General features: G+C 66.7%; 15 protein-coding genes. 1 reads left to right on the top strand and 14 read right to left on the bottom strand.

Going from position 1 to position 17593, the window contains the following annotated elements:
* Nucleotides 1–17: 17 nt before the first annotated feature.
* The 11 genes from J2S45_RS04180 to J2S45_RS04135 all read right to left on the bottom strand — a co-directional run bounded on the left by J2S45_RS04180 (nucleotide 18) and on the right by J2S45_RS04135 (nucleotide 12778).
* Entirely contained in the window at nucleotides 18–1061 is a 1044-nt protein-coding gene (locus tag J2S45_RS04180; protein WP_307634636.1) for an ABC transporter ATP-binding protein, read from the bottom strand.
* Nucleotides 1034–3484 (bottom strand): extracellular solute-binding protein, encoded by a 2451-nt coding sequence (locus J2S45_RS04175; RefSeq protein ID WP_307634635.1) that lies wholly within the window; start codon nucleotides 3482–3484, stop codon nucleotides 1034–1036. The genes J2S45_RS04180 and J2S45_RS04175 overlap by 28 nt, the downstream gene beginning before the upstream one ends.
* A 34-nt stretch (nucleotides 3485–3518) precedes the next feature.
* The gene (locus tag J2S45_RS04170; RefSeq protein WP_296932155.1) at nucleotides 3519–4925 is read right to left on the bottom strand and encodes an MFS transporter; all 1407 of its coding nucleotides are present in this window, start codon (nucleotides 4923–4925) and stop codon (nucleotides 3519–3521) included.
* Nucleotides 4926–5052: 127 nt separating this feature from the next.
* Nucleotides 5053–5739 (bottom strand): response regulator transcription factor, encoded by a 687-nt coding sequence (locus J2S45_RS04165; protein ID WP_307634634.1) that lies wholly within the window; start codon nucleotides 5737–5739, stop codon nucleotides 5053–5055.
* Nucleotides 5736–6524 carry a sensor histidine kinase gene (locus tag J2S45_RS04160; RefSeq protein ID WP_307634633.1) on the bottom strand — a complete coding sequence of 263 codons (789 nt, stop codon included), beginning with the start codon at nucleotides 6522–6524 and terminating at the stop codon, nucleotides 5736–5738. The genes J2S45_RS04165 and J2S45_RS04160 overlap by 4 nt, the downstream gene beginning before the upstream one ends.
* Nucleotides 6521–7540: a tRNA pseudouridine(55) synthase TruB gene (gene truB / locus J2S45_RS04155; RefSeq protein ID WP_307634632.1), complete on the bottom strand. Its 1020-nt coding sequence runs from the start codon at nucleotides 7538–7540 to the stop codon at nucleotides 6521–6523. The genes J2S45_RS04160 and truB overlap by 4 nt, the downstream gene beginning before the upstream one ends.
* Nucleotides 7540–8025 (bottom strand): 30S ribosome-binding factor RbfA, encoded by a 486-nt coding sequence (gene rbfA / locus J2S45_RS04150; RefSeq protein ID WP_307634631.1) that lies wholly within the window; start codon nucleotides 8023–8025, stop codon nucleotides 7540–7542. Before rbfA ends, truB begins: the two co-directional genes overlap by 1 nt.
* A gap of 75 nt (nucleotides 8026–8100) precedes the next feature.
* Complete coding sequence (gene infB / locus J2S45_RS04145) at nucleotides 8101–10857, bottom strand: translation initiation factor IF-2 (protein ID WP_307634630.1); 2757 nt, start codon at nucleotides 10855–10857, stop codon at nucleotides 8101–8103.
* Between the two features lie 127 nt (nucleotides 10858–10984).
* Nucleotides 10985–11215, bottom strand: a complete 231-nt coding sequence (locus J2S45_RS11125) for a YlxR family protein (protein WP_407702465.1) — start codon at nucleotides 11213–11215, stop codon at nucleotides 10985–10987.
* 82 nt (nucleotides 11216–11297) lie between these two features.
* A complete protein-coding gene (gene nusA / locus J2S45_RS04140; protein ID WP_307634629.1) occupies nucleotides 11298–12320 on the bottom strand; it encodes a transcription termination factor NusA in 1023 nt (340 codons plus the stop codon).
* 8 nt (nucleotides 12321–12328) lie between these two features.
* Nucleotides 12329–12778 (bottom strand): ribosome maturation factor RimP, encoded by a 450-nt coding sequence (locus J2S45_RS04135; RefSeq protein ID WP_307634628.1) that lies wholly within the window; start codon nucleotides 12776–12778, stop codon nucleotides 12329–12331.
* A gap of 39 nt (nucleotides 12779–12817) precedes the next feature.
* Between J2S45_RS04135 and J2S45_RS04130 the strand changes: the two genes are divergently transcribed.
* Complete coding sequence (locus J2S45_RS04130) at nucleotides 12818–13654, top strand: hypothetical protein (RefSeq protein WP_270974183.1); 837 nt, start codon at nucleotides 12818–12820, stop codon at nucleotides 13652–13654.
* A 12-nt stretch (nucleotides 13655–13666) separates the two neighbouring features.
* On the opposite strand, the gene J2S45_RS04125 is transcribed toward J2S45_RS04130, so the two are convergent.
* From J2S45_RS04125 to ispG, 3 genes are all read right to left on the bottom strand, one after another.
* Complete coding sequence (locus J2S45_RS04125; RefSeq protein ID WP_296932135.1) at nucleotides 13667–15454, bottom strand: proline--tRNA ligase; 1788 nt, start codon at nucleotides 15452–15454, stop codon at nucleotides 13667–13669.
* Between the two features lie 96 nt (nucleotides 15455–15550).
* Nucleotides 15551–16402 (bottom strand): GNAT family N-acetyltransferase, encoded by an 852-nt coding sequence (locus J2S45_RS04120; protein ID WP_307634627.1) that lies wholly within the window; start codon nucleotides 16400–16402, stop codon nucleotides 15551–15553.
* Nucleotides 16402–17562: a flavodoxin-dependent (E)-4-hydroxy-3-methylbut-2-enyl-diphosphate synthase gene (gene ispG, locus J2S45_RS04115; RefSeq protein WP_307634626.1), complete on the bottom strand. Its 1161-nt coding sequence runs from the start codon at nucleotides 17560–17562 to the stop codon at nucleotides 16402–16404. Before ispG ends, J2S45_RS04120 begins: the two co-directional genes overlap by 1 nt.
* Between the last annotated feature and the right edge of the window lie 31 nt (nucleotides 17563–17593).

Genomic DNA, 17593 nt, shown 5'->3' with positions numbered 1-17593 from the left:
CCCGGCCACGACGCCGTTCATGTCGTGGCCGCAGAGCTATCCGCGATGAACCAGCAGTAGGTCAGGTTCAGCCCAAGCTCGTCGCCCACCGCACGCGGGTGCGTCGTCTCCGGCTCGGTGACGACGACCGTCCCCACCGGGGTCTCGACCTCGTACTCCATGTGCGTGCGCGCAAAAATCGACCTGATGACGCGACCCGCGAGCTGTCCCTTCCCCGCGTCTGTGAGCTCGATCGTCTCCGGCGGAACGACGACGTCGGCCCGGCCGGGGCTAAGCGCCTGGACGGTCGGCAGAGTCAGCCAAGTCCGCCCGAATTCAACGTGGACGGCGCCGCGATCGGCACCGTTGATCTTCGCCGACAGGATGTTAGGGATGCCCATCATGCGGGCGGCGAAGGCGGAGGCGGGCTGGCGATAGAGCTCGGCGGGGCTCGCACACTGGAGGATTCGGCCCCGATCCATGATCGCCATGACGTCGCCAAGGCGGCATGCCTCCTCGACGTCGTGGGTGACGTAGAGCGTGGCGAGACGGTGGCGGCGAACCTGCTCGATAATGTCGGTCTGGATGGAGGCGCGCAGGGTGGGATCGACGTGGACGAGCGGCTCGTCAAGGAGGAGAATGCGCGGGCGGCGGACGAGCGTACGGGCGAGCGCGACGCGCTGGGCCTGGCCGCCCGAGAGATGCTCGACGTTCATGTGGGCCAGACCGAGGATGTTGAGCTGGGCAAGGGTGAGATCCACCAGGTCGCGGCGCTGGGAGTCCTTCATGCGGGCGTCGTCGAGGCCGAAGGCGACGTTATCCCACACGTCGTGGTCCGGAAAGAGGACCGAGTCTTGGAAGACCGTACCCGTGGGCCGACGGTGCATGGGAAGCCCGTTGAGCTCCTCGCCCATGACGATGCTTCCGGTAGAGGGCACGACGCCGGCGATGGCGTGGACGAGGGTCGACTTTCCGCACCCCGAAGGCCCAACGATCGCGAGGACCTTCCCCGGCTCAATTGTCAACGAAATGTTAGCCAGGATCGGCGCCACGCTCAGACGTTCAATGACGAGCTTTTCCACAGCTTTCTCCTCACTTGGACCCACAGCACACCCGCGGCGGCGACGAGGGCAACGATGAGCAACCCGGTCAGGATACTCAGGGTAAAGGCCTGGCCGTCCTCGGCGGCCGACACGTGATCTAGGATAATCAGCGGCGTCAGGGAAAGCCTGCCGCCAAGGTCGATGAAGATGGCCGGCGAGCTGCGGGTGAGCACCAACCCGGTCAGCAGCGCGACTGCGATAGTCATAGACGGGACGACCACCGGCAAGAGCTCGCCGGCGATACGCAGACGGTAGGCGCCCGCGTCGTGCATGGAGGTCACAAGCGGATCAATGCGCAGGCGGATGATGATCATTGCGAGGATGGCCAGCGGGAGAGCGAAGAGCAGGTAGGCCAAAGCCACACCGAAGAAACCCTGGTAGACGGAGTCCACACCCACGATCGGCGGGGCGAGGCTCGTTCCAGCGAACTCCAGCCACCCCCGGTGCGGCGCCGAGACGAGCACTCCCCCGGCGGTCTGCGCGGACAGCAAGAGCACGAGGGCAACATAGACGACGATGCGCAGGCTCCGCGCCCGAATACGGACGGCGATGACGACGAGTCCGGCGAGGATCAGGGCTGCGGTGACGACGAGGATGAGAATCGTCGTCGTGGAAGCGACGGTCAGCGAGGGCTTCAGGGACTCCATGTGAGCGGCAACGATGGCGACGAGCGCGACGAGCGGCACCGCGAGCGCGAGCGGCATGGCCCCCACGCCGGTGGTCGGACGATATGGGAGCGAGACGACGTCGCTGCGGCCGATGCGCGCCGTCAATGCCCGGCTGAGCGGGAGGGAGACGAGAGCCGCGATGCCGATGGAGATGAGGAGAGCCGCCGCCGCGGTCCCCGCCCGGGAAGTCTGCATTCCGGTGAGTACTTCGGAGGCGAAATACTGGTGGGCTCCGCCGAAGATGAGAGTGAGCGAGGGGTCCGTGAGGGCGAGCAGGCCCACCACCGCGGTGGCCATGGCAAAGCCGCGGGCGACCTGCGGGGCGATGAGTCTGGCGAGGATCGAGCCCGGGCGCACCCCCAAAGCACGGGCTTCGATGAGGTGGCGGTCGCTGACGGCGGACAGCGCGAGCGCCGAAACCGCGAAGGCGATGGGTGCCATCGAGATGGAGTTGGCGATGAGGATGATGGCGGTGCCGTCCGCGTCGAGGGAGAAGGGCGGGTAGGTCAGCGCGAGCGCCCAGGTGGCAGGCGGGAAGAGGAAGGGCGCGAGGGCGAGCAGGGTGGTCAGGCGCCGGAAGCGGCCGAAACGGTATCCGAGAGCCATCGCCATGCCCGAGGCCGCAGATATCGCGCCCGCCGCAAGGGAGATCGCCACGCTGCGGGGAAGGCTTGCCACATAGGGCTGGTCGCCGCCAAAGTAGACCCTCTCCCACAGCGCGATCAGCTCCGCCCGGTGCCGGCCAGCTCTGGCGATATCCTCACCAAAAATCGGGGTGGCGAAGCCATCGAGTCTGGTGCGGAGATTACCCTCAAGCGTCGCTGAGGTCGGATACTGGAGGGAGGCGGAAGCGCTCTTTCGCTGGCCGTCATCGGAGATCGCGTAGGCGAGGAAGGCCTCGGCTAGCTCGGCTCGCTTGGTGCCTTCCAGCACCCCGACCGAGCCGATCTCGAAACCGACGCCGTCGAGGTAGACGGGGTGGACGGGCTTGCCGGCCCCCTGCTCGGCCAGGCAATACGGATCGAACGTGACGGCGACGGGGAGCCGACCACCCGCCACGAGCTGAGCCGGTACGGTGCCCGAATTGGTGTAGGTGCCTACGTTCTTACCCACCGCGGTGTAGTATGCCCGCGCCGCGTCCAGAGAACCGAGCCGCTCGAACTGGCTCCACAGGTAGGTGGCCGCCGTTCCCGACGTCGACGGGTTAGGCATCGCAATCGCGTGCCGGTACCTGGGGTTGGTGAGATCTTGCCAGCTGGTCGGGGCGACGGCGTCGTTGGCCACGCACAGGCTGAGCACGCCGCCGTAAACCCCGAACCAGCGCAACTGCGGATCCTTCCAGCCGGCGGGAATGGAGTTGGCGGGCTCGACGCTGACCGGTCGCAGCAGGCCAGCTCGGGCAGCCTCTGTGTAGGCCTCGGCGGGACCGCCCATCCAAAGGTCAAACTCGCCGCGGACCTGCCGGGAGGAAATGCGGGCGAGGGCTTGGGAGGTGGGCATGCGGACCACGAGGACGTCGACGCCGCGAGTCGCCTCGAACTCTTCCGCCACCGCTTCGCACGCCTCAGCCTTGTTCGAACACAGGACCGTCAGGTCCGGCACGGGGTCGCGCGCGGCCAGTAGCACGCCGAGAATGCCCACCACGATGATGGGCACCACGATCAACCACAAGTGACGGCGCAGCCAGCGGGAGTTCATAAACACGAGCATAGCTGCCACCGAAGTGACAGCCATGCTCTCCCCACGCGATGTGGCAAGTGAGGGGTGTTTAGTTCTCGGAACGACCCTCCAGACGTAGCAGCTCGGCGCGCGCTTCCATCATCTTGCGCTCGTCCTTGCCAACGATCATCATGAGGATGAAGGCGACAACGACCACGCCGGTGAGCGTCGCGTAAGTGACGTTCCAACCGAAGTTGTGGATGAGCAGACCAACGCCGGTGGAGGCGAGGGAAGCGCCGAGCAGGTAACCGAACAGACCGGTGAAGCCAGCCGCCGTGCCCGCCACCTCACGCGGGGAGAGGTCGATGGCCTGCAGACCGATCAGCATGACCGGGCCGTAGATAAGGCCGCCGATGACGGCGATGAGGGCGTAGAACATCCACATCGGGGCGGTGGTGGGAAGCTGCCAGTAGGCAACGAGCGCGATGCCCACGCCGGCGAGGAAGAGCATGCCCGCACCGGAGCGCCAGCCCTTGAAAACCTTGTCGGAGAGCCAGCCGCACAGGAGCGTGCCGACAATACCGGACAGCTCGTAGATGGCGAATCCGATGATGCCATCCTTGATGTTGGCGCCGTGGATGACGTCGGTCAGGTAAACCGGGATCCAGGACAGCACGCCGTAGCGCAGGGTGTAGACGAAGACGTTGGCAAGCGCCAGCAGCACGATCACGCGGTTGGTGAGCACGTGCTTGAAGAGCATCGTCTTCCAGGACAGACCCTTCTCGGTGGACTCGACCTTCGCCGGGTCGTTGCGGTACTCCTCGATCGGCGGAAGGCCAACGGCCTCGGGCCTGTCACGAATCATGAAGAAGATGAGGATCGCGATCAGGATGGCGACGTATCCGGGGTAGCGGAAGGCCGGGGTCCAATCCTGGTCAGAGGTAGCAAAGGTATCGAGTGCCCACACGGCGAGGAAGCCTAGGCCGGCGCCGCCAACGTTGTGGGCGGTGTTCCAGATGGAGGTCATCCAGCCGCGCTCGGTGGTGGAGAACCAGTGGACGAGGACGCGGCCCGAGGGCGGCCAGCCCATGCCCTGGGCCCAGCCGTTGATGAACATGACGGTGGCGAAGATACCCACCGTGCCCACGATGGAGGGAACGAAGGAGATGATGATGTTGATGATGGCCGACAGCGCTAGACCGATCGGCATGAAGTAACGGGCGTTTGCTCGGTCGGAGAGCATCGCCATGAAGAACTTCGACAGGCCGTAGGAGAACAGCACCGCGTTAGCCACGATGCCGATGCCCACGGTGTTCATCAGGTCATATTCCTTGAGCAGACCCGAGACGAGGGAGACGTTGTTACGGATGAGGTAGAAGGCGGCGTAGCCGATGAAGATGCCCATGAAGACCTGGAAGCGTAGGCGCCTGTAGGTTGGCGCGATTCGATCTTCGGGAAGGCGCGGAGCGGCCGGGGGTGCGGAGAGCACTCCCAAAGCGCGGGAGGTGTTTGCCATGGTTTCCCTTTCACAAAAACGCATCGTTGCGGTGATGAAGCCATGCTAAAGGGGCGCCAGTAACGCCCGCGGCGCGCGAAAGTCACGCTTGGTGACAGCGTTGTTACTTTTCTCCCTCACGCGGGGTCTAGCTTTCGAGAGCGAGCGAGTATCCCTCTGCGCGGTGTGACCTAATGACGACGCCGACCTCGGCCTTCTCCAGCGTCTTGCGGACACGATAAATCGCCGTCTTAATCATTTCGCGCCCACCGGCCTGTTCGGTCACGCCCCATGCCTCGTTGAGCAACTGACGGTGGGTGACCACCTCGCCGTCGTGACGGATGAGGGTGGCGAGCAGGCGGACCTCGGTGGCGGAGATGTTGAGCTTTCGCCCGCGCCATGTTGCCTCGAGGAAGTCCATGTTGACCGCGAGGTCGCCCATGCTTTCACGCGCGTCGTCCTCCGGGAAGCTTCGCCGCAGGAGGGCCTGGGCGCGCAGGGCGAGTTCCTGGGGAGAGAAGGGCTTGGTGAGATAGTCATCCGCGCCGGCCTCCAGCCCCTTGATCCGGTCCTCCACGTCCGAGCGCGCCGTCAGAAGGATGATTGGCAGGTCGCCGATCTGCGCGCGGATGCGCCGGGTGAGGTCAAGTCCGGAACCGTGCGGGAGCATGATGTCGAGGATGGCCAGGTGGAAGTCGTAGGTGATGAGCTTGCTCCACGCCTCGGCCGCCGTCGAGGCCGTCACGCACGTGAAGCCCTTTGTTTCGAGGGCGAAGGTGACGATGGCGAGCATCTGTGCCTCGTCGTCGACGACGAGTACGCGCGGCGTGATCATTCCTCTCCTCCCGGGTGCCCCTGCGGTAGCAGTACCACGATAGTCGTTCCGATATCGGGGCGCGTGTCAACCATGAGTTTTCCGCCGTGCGCGGCGACGATCTCCTGGGAGACGAGCATGCCGATGCCGGACCCCGGCCGGCGGCTCGAGCCGGTGGCGAAAGCGGTGAAGAAGCGCTCCAGATCCGCGTCGTCCATGCCGTTACCGTGGTCGGTCACCTCGAGGAGGGCGCCCCCGTCCTCGGCCTGCGAGACGCGCACGTGCACGCCGTCCTCCCCCTCGGAGTGACGGATGGCGTTGTTGACGAGGTTCCACACGAGTTGGCGGATGAGCTGCTCATCCGCGTACAGCGGCAGTATCCCGCCTCGCACGTCGACGAGGATCGGGACCGTGGTGGTACGACGAAGCGACTGGGCGGCGTCGGCGATGACGTCCCGGATGTCGACGAGGTCGGAGCGCAGCGGGATCTTACCGTCTTTCAGACGCCGCTGAACGAGGGAGTTCTCGGCGATCCCGATAGCTTGCTGGGCGTTATCGAAGATCGTGTTGGCGAATCCGATCTGCGTGTCGTTCAGCGGCCCGGGGCTCTGCGCCACAAGCAGCTCCGCGGAGGCCTCGATCAGGGCGAGCGGCGTGCGTATCTCATGGGCGACGATGGCTGGTTGGCTCTCGAAGCGCTCGATCTCGGCGCGTGCCGTGGCCAGCTCGGCGGTGAGGGAGCGGTTGCGGACAACAAGCCACGCGATCCCGCCCGCCGCGACGATACCCGTGATGATCGCAATCATCGTCTCAGCTGCAAATCTGGCTTGAGCTTGCCCGACCGCGGCGAGACGAGCGCGACCGGCTCATCGCCCGCGAAGGCCGCCGCCGGCCACACGTCTTTCCGGATGCCTGCCGAGATGGGCGAGCGTTTGTCAATGAACAGGCCGTTGCGCAGGGCGCGCGCCTCGGCCTGGTCGATCTCGACAACGGGAAAGATCTGCCGGCACACCTCTCCCATCGGTGTGGCGGGGAGCGCCTGGCCGGCCTCGACGAATTCCTTCAGCTGGGCGACGCTTCGCGCGTCTGTGACGTTCCACGGCCCGACCTCAATGCGGCGCAGCGCCGTCAGGTGGGCCTCGGTGCCGAGGGCCACGCCGAGGTCGCGGGCGAGCGCCCGCACGTAGGTTCCGCTCGAGGCGCTGACGACGACGTCGAACTCTGCCACCTGCACCTCCGCATGGCCGATTTTGGTCACGCCGCGGGTCACGGGCGAGGTCCGCGCAAAGCGCGCCACGTGGATGGTGCGCGCATCGAGCTCGACCCTCTCACCCTCGCGGGCGAGGTCATGGGCGCGCTTGCCGTCGACCTTGATGGCCGAGACGGTGGCCGGCACCTGCATGATGTCGCCGGTGAGCGATGCGAGGGCGGCGTCGATCGCGCGGTCGTCGGCGGTGGCGGGGGCCGCGGCCGAAAGCTCGCCCTCGGCGTCGTCGGTGGTTGATCCAACGCCGAGGCAAATGCGTGCCTCGTAGGTCTTCTCCGCACCCACGAGGTACTGGATGAGCTTGGTCAGGCGCCCCGTGGCAAGAATGAGCAGGCCTGTGGCCATCGGGTCGAGCGTTCCGGCGTGACCGACCTGGCGCGTGGCGCCCAGGCGGCGCAGGGCGCCCACGATGTCGTGGGAGGTCACGCCCTGGTCCTTGTCGATGAGGAGCAAACCTTCGCAGGGCTCGAGGCCGCGGGGCAATTCGCCCCACGGCTTCGGCCGTGCGAGGCGGGCGATAGCCCGCTGCCGGTTTCGCTCCCGACCTTTGGGCACTACTCGCCCTCGGCTCCGGCCGCTTCGGCGCTTCTTCCGTCGGACTCGTCCGCGGTGGCCTGCTCGGCCTCGGCAGCGCTGCGGTAGGGGTTTTCCCCGCCCACCGGCACGGCCCCCTCGGCTCGCTTGCGGATCTCCTCATCGCGCTTGCGAGCGGCGGCGAGCAGGTCCTCCATCGTGCGGGAGGTCTCGGGTAGGGAGTCAAGAATGAACTCGATCGTCGGGGTCAGGCGCAGGCCCAGCTGCTTACCTACCGCCGAGCGGATCATGCCCTTGGCCGACTCCAGCGCGCGCGCCGACTGGCGGCGTTCCTCCTCCGAGCCCATCACCGTGTAGAACACGGAGGCGTGCTGGAGGTCGCCCGTCACCCGCACGTCCGTCACCGTCACCATCCCCAGGCGCGGGTCCTTGAGTTTGGTATCAATGAGGCGGGCCACGATCTGGTGGATCTGGTCAGCTACGCGATCAACGCGTGTATTGGCCATGGTTTTCCTTTGCTTGTTGCTCTTGCGCGCGGGCGGGTGCCGCGGGGGCGCCGCCCGAGCGGCGCCCCCCGCTGGCTAGTCGCGCGCCTTCTCGCGCATCTCCCACGTCTCGATGATGTCACCCTCGGCGATGTCGTTGTAGCCGAGCGTGATACCACACTCGTAGCCCTCACGAACCACCGTCACGTCATCCTTCTCGCGGCGCAGGGACTCGATCGTCAGGTCTGCGGCAACCACCACGCCGTCGCGCACGAGGCGCGCCTTGTGGCCGCGGTTGATCGTGCCGCTGCGCACGATAGAGCCTGCGATGTTGCCGAACTTGCCCGAGCGGAACACCTGGCGGATCTCCGCGGTGCCCACCTCGACCTCTTCGTAAATCGGCTTGAGCCTGCCCTTGAGCGCGGCCTCCACCTCGTCGATAGCGGAGTAGATGACGTTGTAGAACTTCATCTCCACGCCTTCCTGCTCGGCCAGCTCCTGCACCCGCTCGGCGGGGCGAACATTGAAGCCGATGATGACGGCGTTGTCCACGCTCGCCAGGTCCACATCCGACTGGGTGACGGCACCCACGCCGCGGTGAATGACCTGCAGCTCGACCTCGCCCTGGCCCACCTCGATGTCGAGGAGGCTGGCCTCGAGGGCCTCGACCGAACCGGAGGAGTCGCCCTTGATGATGAGGTTGAGGGTCTCAACCTTGCCCTCTTCGATCGCGGCCGTGAGGTCCTCAAGCGAGATCCGCTTGCGGCGCTTGGCGAGCGTGGCGGCACGCTTGGCCGCCTCGCGACGCTCGGCGATCTGGCGGGCAGTGCGGTCGTCGTCGGCAACGATGAGCTGGTCGCCCGCGCCCGGCACGGACGTCAAGCCGAGCACCTGGACGGGGCGGGACGGGCCGGCCTCCTCCACGTTGTTGCCGTTCTCGTCGATCATCGCACGCACGCGGCCGTAGGCCGTGCCCACCACGATCGAGTCGCCGATGTGCAGCGTGCCGTCCTGGACGAGAGCCGTGATGACCGAGCCGCGGCCCTGGTCGAGCTTGGCTTCGATGGCGACGCCGCGCGCGGGCTTGTTCGGGTCGGCCTTCGGTTCCACGAGGATGTCCGAAGTCGCCACGACGGTGGACAGGAGCTCACCGATGTTGATGCGCTGCTTGGCCGAGATATCCACGAACGGGACGTCTCCGCCGTAGTCCTCCGCCACCAGGCCGTACTCGGTCAGCTGCGCGCGGACCTTGGCCGGGTTGGCCCCCTCCACGTCAATCTTGTTGACGGCCACCACGATCGGAACGTTCGCCGCCTGCACGTGGTTGAGCGCCTCAACCGTCTGTGGCATGACGCCGTCGTTCGCGGCCACCACGAGGATGGCCACATCGGTGATGTTCGCGCCGCGCGCACGCATCTGCGTGAACGCCTCGTGGCCGGGGGTGTCGATGAAGGTGATCGCGCGGCGCTCGCCCTCAACATCCACGTGCGTCTGGTAGGCGCCGATGTTCTGGGTGATGCCGCCGGCCTCGCCGAGCGCCACGTCCTCGTTGCGGATGGCGTCGAGCAGCTTGGTCTTACCGTGATCGACGTGGCCCATGACGGTGACGACGGGCGGACGGGGAAGCAGATCCTCCGGGTCGGCATCCTCGCGCTCGGCCTCTAGGTCGATGTCGAAGGCCTCAAGGATCTCGCGATCCTCGTCCTCCGGGCTCATGATCTTGATGTCGTAGCCAAGCTCGGCGCCGAGCAGCTGGAACGTGTCCTCGTCAAGGGACTGGTTCGCCGTGGCCATCTCACCCATCCGGAACAGGACTGTCACGAGCGCCGCGGGATCGGCGTCGATGCGCTCGGCGAAGTCAGCCAGCGAGGAGCCCGCGCGCACGCGCACGGTCTGGCCGTTGCCGCGCGGCACCGAGATGCCGGCGACCATCGGATTCTGCTGCTCCTCCCACTCCTGGCGCTTCATCCGCCGCGACTTGCGCCGGCTACCGCCTCCGCGCTTACCGAACGCGCCGGCCGTGGAGCCGCCGCGAGCCTTGCCTCCGGAGCGGACGAAGCCGCCCCCGCGCTGGTTGTTGCCGGAGCCGAAAGTGTTGCCGGTGCCGGCGGGCCTGCCGCGGCCACGGCTACGGTTCGCATCAGTCTTGATCCGCTCGGGCATCATGTTCGGCGACGGGCGCGAGCCGCCGGCGGGCTTCGGGGTCTTCTTGGCCGAATCGGAGCGCATGCCCTGCTTGGGGGCAAACGGGGAGTTGCCGGGGCGCGGGCGCCCCATCCCCTGCTTGGAAGCAAACGGGGAGTTGCCGGGGCGCGGACCGCCGCGGCGCGGCTGGGGGCGCGGCGGAGCGGCCTCGCGGGCAGCCTTGGCGGACCTCGCCGCCTCGCCCGGCGTCGCGATCGTACGCTGCTTGGCCTGCTTCGGAGCGGCCTTTTCTGCCGGCTTCGGGGCAGCCTTCTCGGCGGGAGCCTCCTGCGCGTCGGCGGAGGCCCGCGGGGCGGGGGCCGGCTTGGAAGGCTTGACGGGCTTTGGAGCCATCGCCGCCGGGGTCGGGGCAGACTTCGCCCCTTCGGGCCGCGCAGGCTGGGCGTGCGTGGCCTTATCGGCGGGCTTTGCGGCCGAGGGCGTCGAGCCCTCCGCCTTGGCGGGCGCCTTCTTCGCGCCCTTCTTGGAGGACTTGTTTACTTCCTCGGGATGCTTTTCAAAATATTCGCGTGCTTTACGCACGACGGGCGCCTCGATACTCGAGGACGCCGAGGTTACAAATTCGCCATTCTTCTTCAGCACTTCCAAGAGCTTCTTGGATGTCACGCCGATTTCCTTGGCGAGTTCATGTACGCGGACCTTTGCCACAGTTCTCCTTATTCTTTGGTCCGCGCACTCCGGCGTCAGACCTCTTGCAGACAGCTCATCGCTGGGTACTCATCGGGTGCCCATCGGCTTTCTACCCGCTTTCATCTCTTGGGCTTGCGCCCACCGGTCATTTCTCGAGCCAAGCCCGCATCGCCTGATCACCGACCTCGCGCCGAAAGGCACGGTTCAGTGCACGTTTAGCCAACGCCAACTTGACACATTCGGGGGTGGGATGAACCCACGCCCCACGCCCTCCCGCAACGTGGTCCGGATCGGGGCACGCAACCCCGTCCTTCAGCGCGATACGAAGAAGTTCGTGGGAATGTACAACACCTCGGCACGCGATGCATGTGCGCATGGGAACGGAGCGAGAGTGTGATGACATACCTCGGACAGTCTATCTCACCCGCGAAGAGCGCAACACGGCCAGCGTAGGTGAGTTACCTCAACTCCTGCGAGGCGGAATCCTGCGAGGAAGACCGCGTATCCTCCGAGGCCTTACGGATGTCGATCGACCACCCGGTCAGCTTCGCGGCGAGCCGCACGTTCTGTGCCTCCTTGCCGATCGCGAGCGAGGCCTGGTCATCGGGGACGATGGCCCGAGCCTGGCGCGTGTCCCGGTTGAGGACGTCAACCCGGATCACGCTGGCCGGAGACAGGGCTGCGGCAATGAAGGCCGCGATGTCGTCGTCGTAGTCGACGATGTCGATCTTCTCCCCCTGCAGCTCCTGCGTCACCGCCCGCACACGCTGCCCGTTCGGCCCGATGCAGGCGCCCTTCGCTGCCACCGTCGGGTCGTTCGACCACACGGCGACCTTGGAGCGGTGGCCAGCTTCGCGCGCAAGCGCCACAATCTCCACCACCCCGGATTCGATCTCGGGAACCTCGGTGGCGAACAGCTCGCGGACGAAATCCGGGTGCGAGCGGGACAGGCGAATCGAGGCGCCCCGGGGGCCAACGTTGATGTCGAGCACGAGGGCGCGAATAAGGTCGCCGTGCCTGAAGTGCTCTGTGGGTACCTGTTCCTCCGCCCGGAGCAGGCCACGGTTGTCGCCCAGCTCCACGAACATGTCGCGTGACACGCCTCCCGAGCCGGCCGCCGAGTCGACGGTGCCGGCCACGATCTTGCCCTGTTTGCCCTTAAAGTCACCCAGGATACGAGCAGACTCGGCGTCGCGCAGGCGCTGGGCGATGATCGAACGCGCGGTCGAGGTGGCGATACGGCCGAAGTCATTCGGGGTGTCATCGAACTCGCCGATGACGTTGCCCTCCTCGTCCACCTCCGGCGCCCACACCGTGACCACGCCAGTGGAGCGGTTCAGCTCGATGCGCGCGCCCCGGATCGCGCCGGGCGCACGGTTGTATGCGTGCAGGAGGGCCTCCTCGATCGCGCCGAGCAAGATATCCAGATCAACCCCAAGCTCGCTTTCGACAATCTTGAGCTCATTAATCGAGATGTCCACGGTTCCTCCTAAAACTCAATCTGGACGTTGGCCTTAGCGATCTGCTCCAGCGCAATCACGCGCTGTGCGCCATCCAGAGCAAGTGTTACGTTATCATCTTCGACGCCCATCACCCTGCCCGTGAGCGCCTCCCCACTCTTGAGCACCACCTTCGCAAGCCGCCCCTGTGCGCGCATAAAATGGCGCGGCTGCGTCAGTTTGCGCTCCGCCCCCGGCGTGGAGACCTCAAGCGTGTAGGCCCCTGAGATCGGGTCGGACTCGTCAAGCGCGGCGGAGACCACACGCGTGGCATCCGCCAGCTGCTCCGAGTCCACGTTCCCCGGCCCGTCCGGAAGGTCGATGGTGACGCGCAGCACGGAATGCTTGCCCGCGCGGGTAAGCGAGACGTCCTCCAGGAAGAGCCCCCGGCTCTCCACGCCGGGCCGAATGAGTTCGGCGATTTCAGATACCTTTGACATGGTGGAAATTCTACCCGCGCCGTGTGGCAGGATAAAGTTATGGCACATCGACAAGGCTCCACACTCGCGTTCAGCGGCGCGCTACTTCTGAGCGTGGCGATCTTCGCGCTCGTCATGGTCGTCATGGGCGCCCGCCTCGACCGGGACGTCTCACCCGCGCCGGCCTCGGAGGCCGAGGTCGCCCGCCAGGGTCTCGCCGGCCGCGCAGCCGCCATCGCGAAGGACGCGGAGTTTGCGCAGGCCGCCGGGCAGTGGACCGAGGCGCTCGGCGGAGTCTGGGTGCCGTGGCCCGAGGGCGCCCCCGAGGGCTACACCAATCCTAGCGCCCCCTACACCGCCAGCTCCGACGTCCACAAGGAGCTCATCGAACTGTCGAAAGCCGCCCTCGACTCCTCGCTTGGACCGGTTGCCACCTCGATCGGGATCTCCTCCCTCGCCCTGGGAGCCACGGACGCCGACCAGTGCGGCGACTACGAGCTGACCGACCTGGCCCGATCCCTCACCACCGGGGTGGCCGTGGAGAACATCGAGACCGCACGCCAGTGGTTCGAGTGGCACGCCGCCACGCTCCCCCGCGGCCAGCGCGACGCCGAACTCGCCCGCATCGACGAGCTATCCGATCTTCTCGACGCCCAGCTCGCCGCCGGCGCGCCCGACGACCGCCCCGTCATCGCCCCCGAGCCGGAAGGCGGGAACTATGTTGAGGATTCCTACCGCCTGCTGATCGACCAGCTGGCGTTTTCCGCCACCCAAGCTGACCAGGCGGGCAAGCAGGCAATCGCGGCCTTCGTGTGCCGCTTCTCGCAGGCCCCGGACGCGCCCCTCATCGAGGCGCTGCCGGGGATCGAAGCCGCGAGCGCGTCAGCGGCACGCTAGCCCAGCGTCACGCTAGGCCAGCATCGCGGTGATCTCGGCCACCGCATCGGCGAGCTCCAGCTCGCGCCGCTCGCCACTGCGCCGGTCGCGAAGTTCGACCTTGCCGTCCTTCAAACCCCGCCCGACGACGACGCCGTAGGGCACGCCAATCAGCTCGAAGTCCTTGAACTTCACGCCCGCCGAAACCCTGCGCCGGTCGTCGTAGATGACCTCCACACCGGCGTCATCCAGCTTCGAGGCGATCCGCTCGGCCGCCTCGAAGATCTCCTCCTCCTTGCCGGTGGCCAGCACGTGGACCACGGCGGGGGCGACGTGCGTGGGCCAGGCCAGGCCGGCGTCGTCGTGATTGAGCTCGGCGAGGGCGGCAACCGCGCGCGAGACACCGATGCCGTAGGAGCCCATGGTCACCACCACGGACTTGCCGTTCTGGTCAAGGACAGTGAGGTCGAGTGCCTTGGCGTACTTGCGTCCCAGCTGGAAGATGTGGCCGATTTCCATGCCACGTTCAATACGAAGCGGGCCGGAACCGTCGGGGGCGTCGTCGCCGTCGCGCACCTGGACAGCCTCGACGAATCCGTCAGCCTCGAAGTCGCGCCCGTAGACCATGTTGAAGGCGTGGTGCTGCTCGACGTCCGCTCCGGTGATCCAGGCCGACCCGCGCACCACGTGCGGGTCGAGGAGGTAGCGCACGGAGCCGGAGATCGCGCCGTCCTCACCAACCACTCGCTGCGGCGAGTTCGGGCCGATCCGATTCGGGCCGATGTAACCGGGCACGAGCTCGGGGTGGGCGGCCAGATCCTCGGCGCTAGCCATCTCGATCTCGGCCGGGGCGAGGTTCGCCTCGATGCGCTTGAGGTCGGCCTCGCGGTCGCCCGGCATGCCGACGACGACGAGCTCGCGCTCCCCGTTCGGGTGGATGGCCACGACAACAACGTTCTTCAGCGTGTCCGAGGCCTCCCACGGGCGATCCTCGCGCGGCTTGACCTGGTTGGCAAGGTTGACGAGCGCCTCGATCGTCTTGCAATCGGGCGTGGGCAGGACCTCCTGCGCGGGCACGCCCGCATAGTCAAGCTCAGGCAGGGGCGCAGTGGTGACGGCCTCCGTGTTGGCGGCGTACCCACCGTCCGAGACGACGAACGTGTCCTCCCCCACCGCGGTGGGCGAGAGGAACTCCTCGGAGCGCGAGCCGCCCATGGCGCCGGAAGTGGCGGCACAGATGACGTAGGGCAGGCCAAGCCTGGTGAAGATGCGCTCATATGCATCGCGCATAATCTGGTAGGAGGCATCCAAGCCGGCATCGTCGATGTCGAAGGAGTAGGCGTCCTTCATGACGAATTCGCGCGTGCGCAGGAGGCCGGCGCGCGGGCGCGCCTCGTCGCGGTACTTCGTCTGGAACTGGTACAGGTTCAGCGGCAGGTCCTTGTAAGAGCTGCACTGATCCTTGACAGCGAGGGTAAACATCTCTTCGTGCGTGGGGGCCAGCAGATAGTCGTTATCGCGGCGGTCCTTGAGCCGGAAGAGGTTCGCACCGTACTCCTCCCAGCGGTTTGTGGCCTCGTACGGTTCGCGCGGGAGCAGCGCCGGGAAGAGCATCTCTTGGGCGCCTGCGGCGTCCAGCTCCTCGCGGATGATCTGCTCAACCTTGCGCAGCACCCGCAGGCCAAGCGGCAACCAGGTGTAGATACCGGGGGCGACGCGGCGGATGTAGCCCGCGCGCACCAGCAGCTTGTGGGAATCGACCTCGGCGTCGGCGGGATCCTCGCGAAGGGTCTTAACAAAAAGGTGAGACATTCTTAGCACAGTCCCCAGTGTATATGGCCGGGCCGTCATTTCCGTACTCGGCCACCATGTCGAGCCGCGCCAGATCCGGCAAACGCGCCCCGGCGCGCTGGCGGCCTAGAGCAGGATCGTCGAATACTCCCCCACGGTCACGAATCCCGCTTTCTCATACACGCGCACGGCGGGCACGTTGTAATCGTTGACGTAGAGAGAAACGGTGGGCGCCGTCGTTTCCCGGACCGTCCTCGCCACCTGCACCATCGCCGCCGTCGCGATCCCCTGGCCGCGCAGGTCGGGCGCCGTCCACACCCCCTGAATCTGTGCCACTCCACCGGCCAGCGCACCGATATCGGCCTTGAACTCGACGCGTTCGCGCCCGTCGGCACCGATCCCCATCCTCACGAAGGTCTGGCCAGCGCGCACGAGACTGTGGACGCGGTGGGAGTACCCCGTCCCGTAGGCAAGCGGGTTGTAGCCAACCTCCTCGGTGAACATCGCCACCGACGCCGGCAACACGAGCGAACCCTCGCCGATCCGTGCCGGCCGAACCCGCGGGTCCGGCGCCACGACCTCCCCACCGCGATAAACCATCGACAGCTGGCTCTCACGCACCTCACGCGCCGGGCCTACGCCGGCCTCAATCCGCTCCCACAGCGGCATGACCTGCTCGCGCGGGCCGACCAGCGAGGAGAAGATGCGACGCGTGGAAAGCACGTGATCGGCCAGCAGGTCCAGTCCGGCGTCGTCAAAACCGAAAGGTACCAAGTTCGCGCCGTTCCACGCCACGGCCGTCAGCCGCCCGGCGTCGTCGACAAGCCCGAGCGCGTGACTGGGCCGGGCCCAGCCCTCCTCGATCGGAACGCGCGCGAGGATGCTCTGCACGGGGTCCGTGGCAAGCAGGTCGAGGGCCGCCTGGCGATCGGTGGGGCCGAGCCTGCGCAGCCGCCCCGGCCTGCGCAACCAGCGCACTAGACGATCACTTCGACGTGCGACTCCGGATCCTCGGCGAGCCCCAGTTCCTCGGCCACGATCCTGGCCCGCCCGATGAGGGTCTCAACAATGTCCTCCTCGGGCACCGTCTGAACCACCTTACCGCGCACGAAGATCTGCCCCTTGCCGTTGCCAGAGGCGACGCCGAGGTCCGCCTCGCGCGCCTCTCCGGGGCCGTTAACGACGCAACCCATGACGGCCACACGCAGCGGGAAGGTGATGTCCTTGAGGCCTTCGGAGACGTTGTTGGCCAGCTCGTAGACGTCCACCTGAGCGCGCCCACAGGAGGGGCAGGAGACTATCTCGAGCTTGCGCGGACGCAGGCCGAGCGAGCGCAGGATTTCCTCGCCCACCTTCACCTCTTCGACCGGCGGTGCAGACAGGGAGACGCGGATCGTATCCCCGATGCCCTCCGATAGCAGGGCACCGAAGGCGACCGACGACTTGATGGTGCCCTGGAACTGCGGGCCGGCCTCCGTCACGCCCAGGTGCAGCGGCCAGTCCCCCGCCTCCGAGAGCAGCTCGTAGGCGCGGACCATTGTGACCGGGTCGTGGTGCTTGACCGAGATCGCGAAGTCGTAAAAGCCGGCGTCCTCGAACAGGCGCGCCTCGTTGACCGCGGATTCCACGAGGGCCTCCGGGGTGGCCTTGCCGTACTTCTTCAGCAGGCGCGGGTCGAGAGAGCCGGCGTTGATGCCGATTCGCATGGCAGTACCGTTGGCGTTCGCAGCGGCCGCGATCTCCGGGATGCGGTCGTCAAACTTTTTGATATTGCCCGGGTTAACGCGCACGCCCATGCCGGCGTCGATCGCGGCGAACACGTAGCGCGGCTGGAAGTGGATGTCGGCGACCACGGGGATCGTGGCCTGGCGGGCAATGACCTTCAGCGCGTCGGCGTCCTTGTCGGTGGGGCAGGCCACGCGCACAATGTCGCAACCAGCGGCGGTCAGCTCGGCGATCTGCTGGAGCGTGGCACCGACGTCGTGCGTCTTCGTGGTAGTCATCGACTGCACGGTCACGGGCGCGTCGCCTCCCACGAGGACGTCGCCGACCTTGATCTGGCGGGTCTTCTTGCGCGGGCTGAGCGGCGCGGGGGCCTCGTGCACGGATGGGATTCCAAGAGCAACTGGTTTATTCACGAACACGATTATCGCACTTCCAGGCGAGATT

The organism is Trueperella abortisuis (assembly GCF_030811095.1).
GTDB lineage: Bacteria > Actinomycetota > Actinomycetes > Actinomycetales > Actinomycetaceae > Trueperella > Trueperella abortisuis.
Note: the sequence above shows the minus strand (reverse complement) of the source record. Positions and strands in the feature narration are given on the sequence as shown.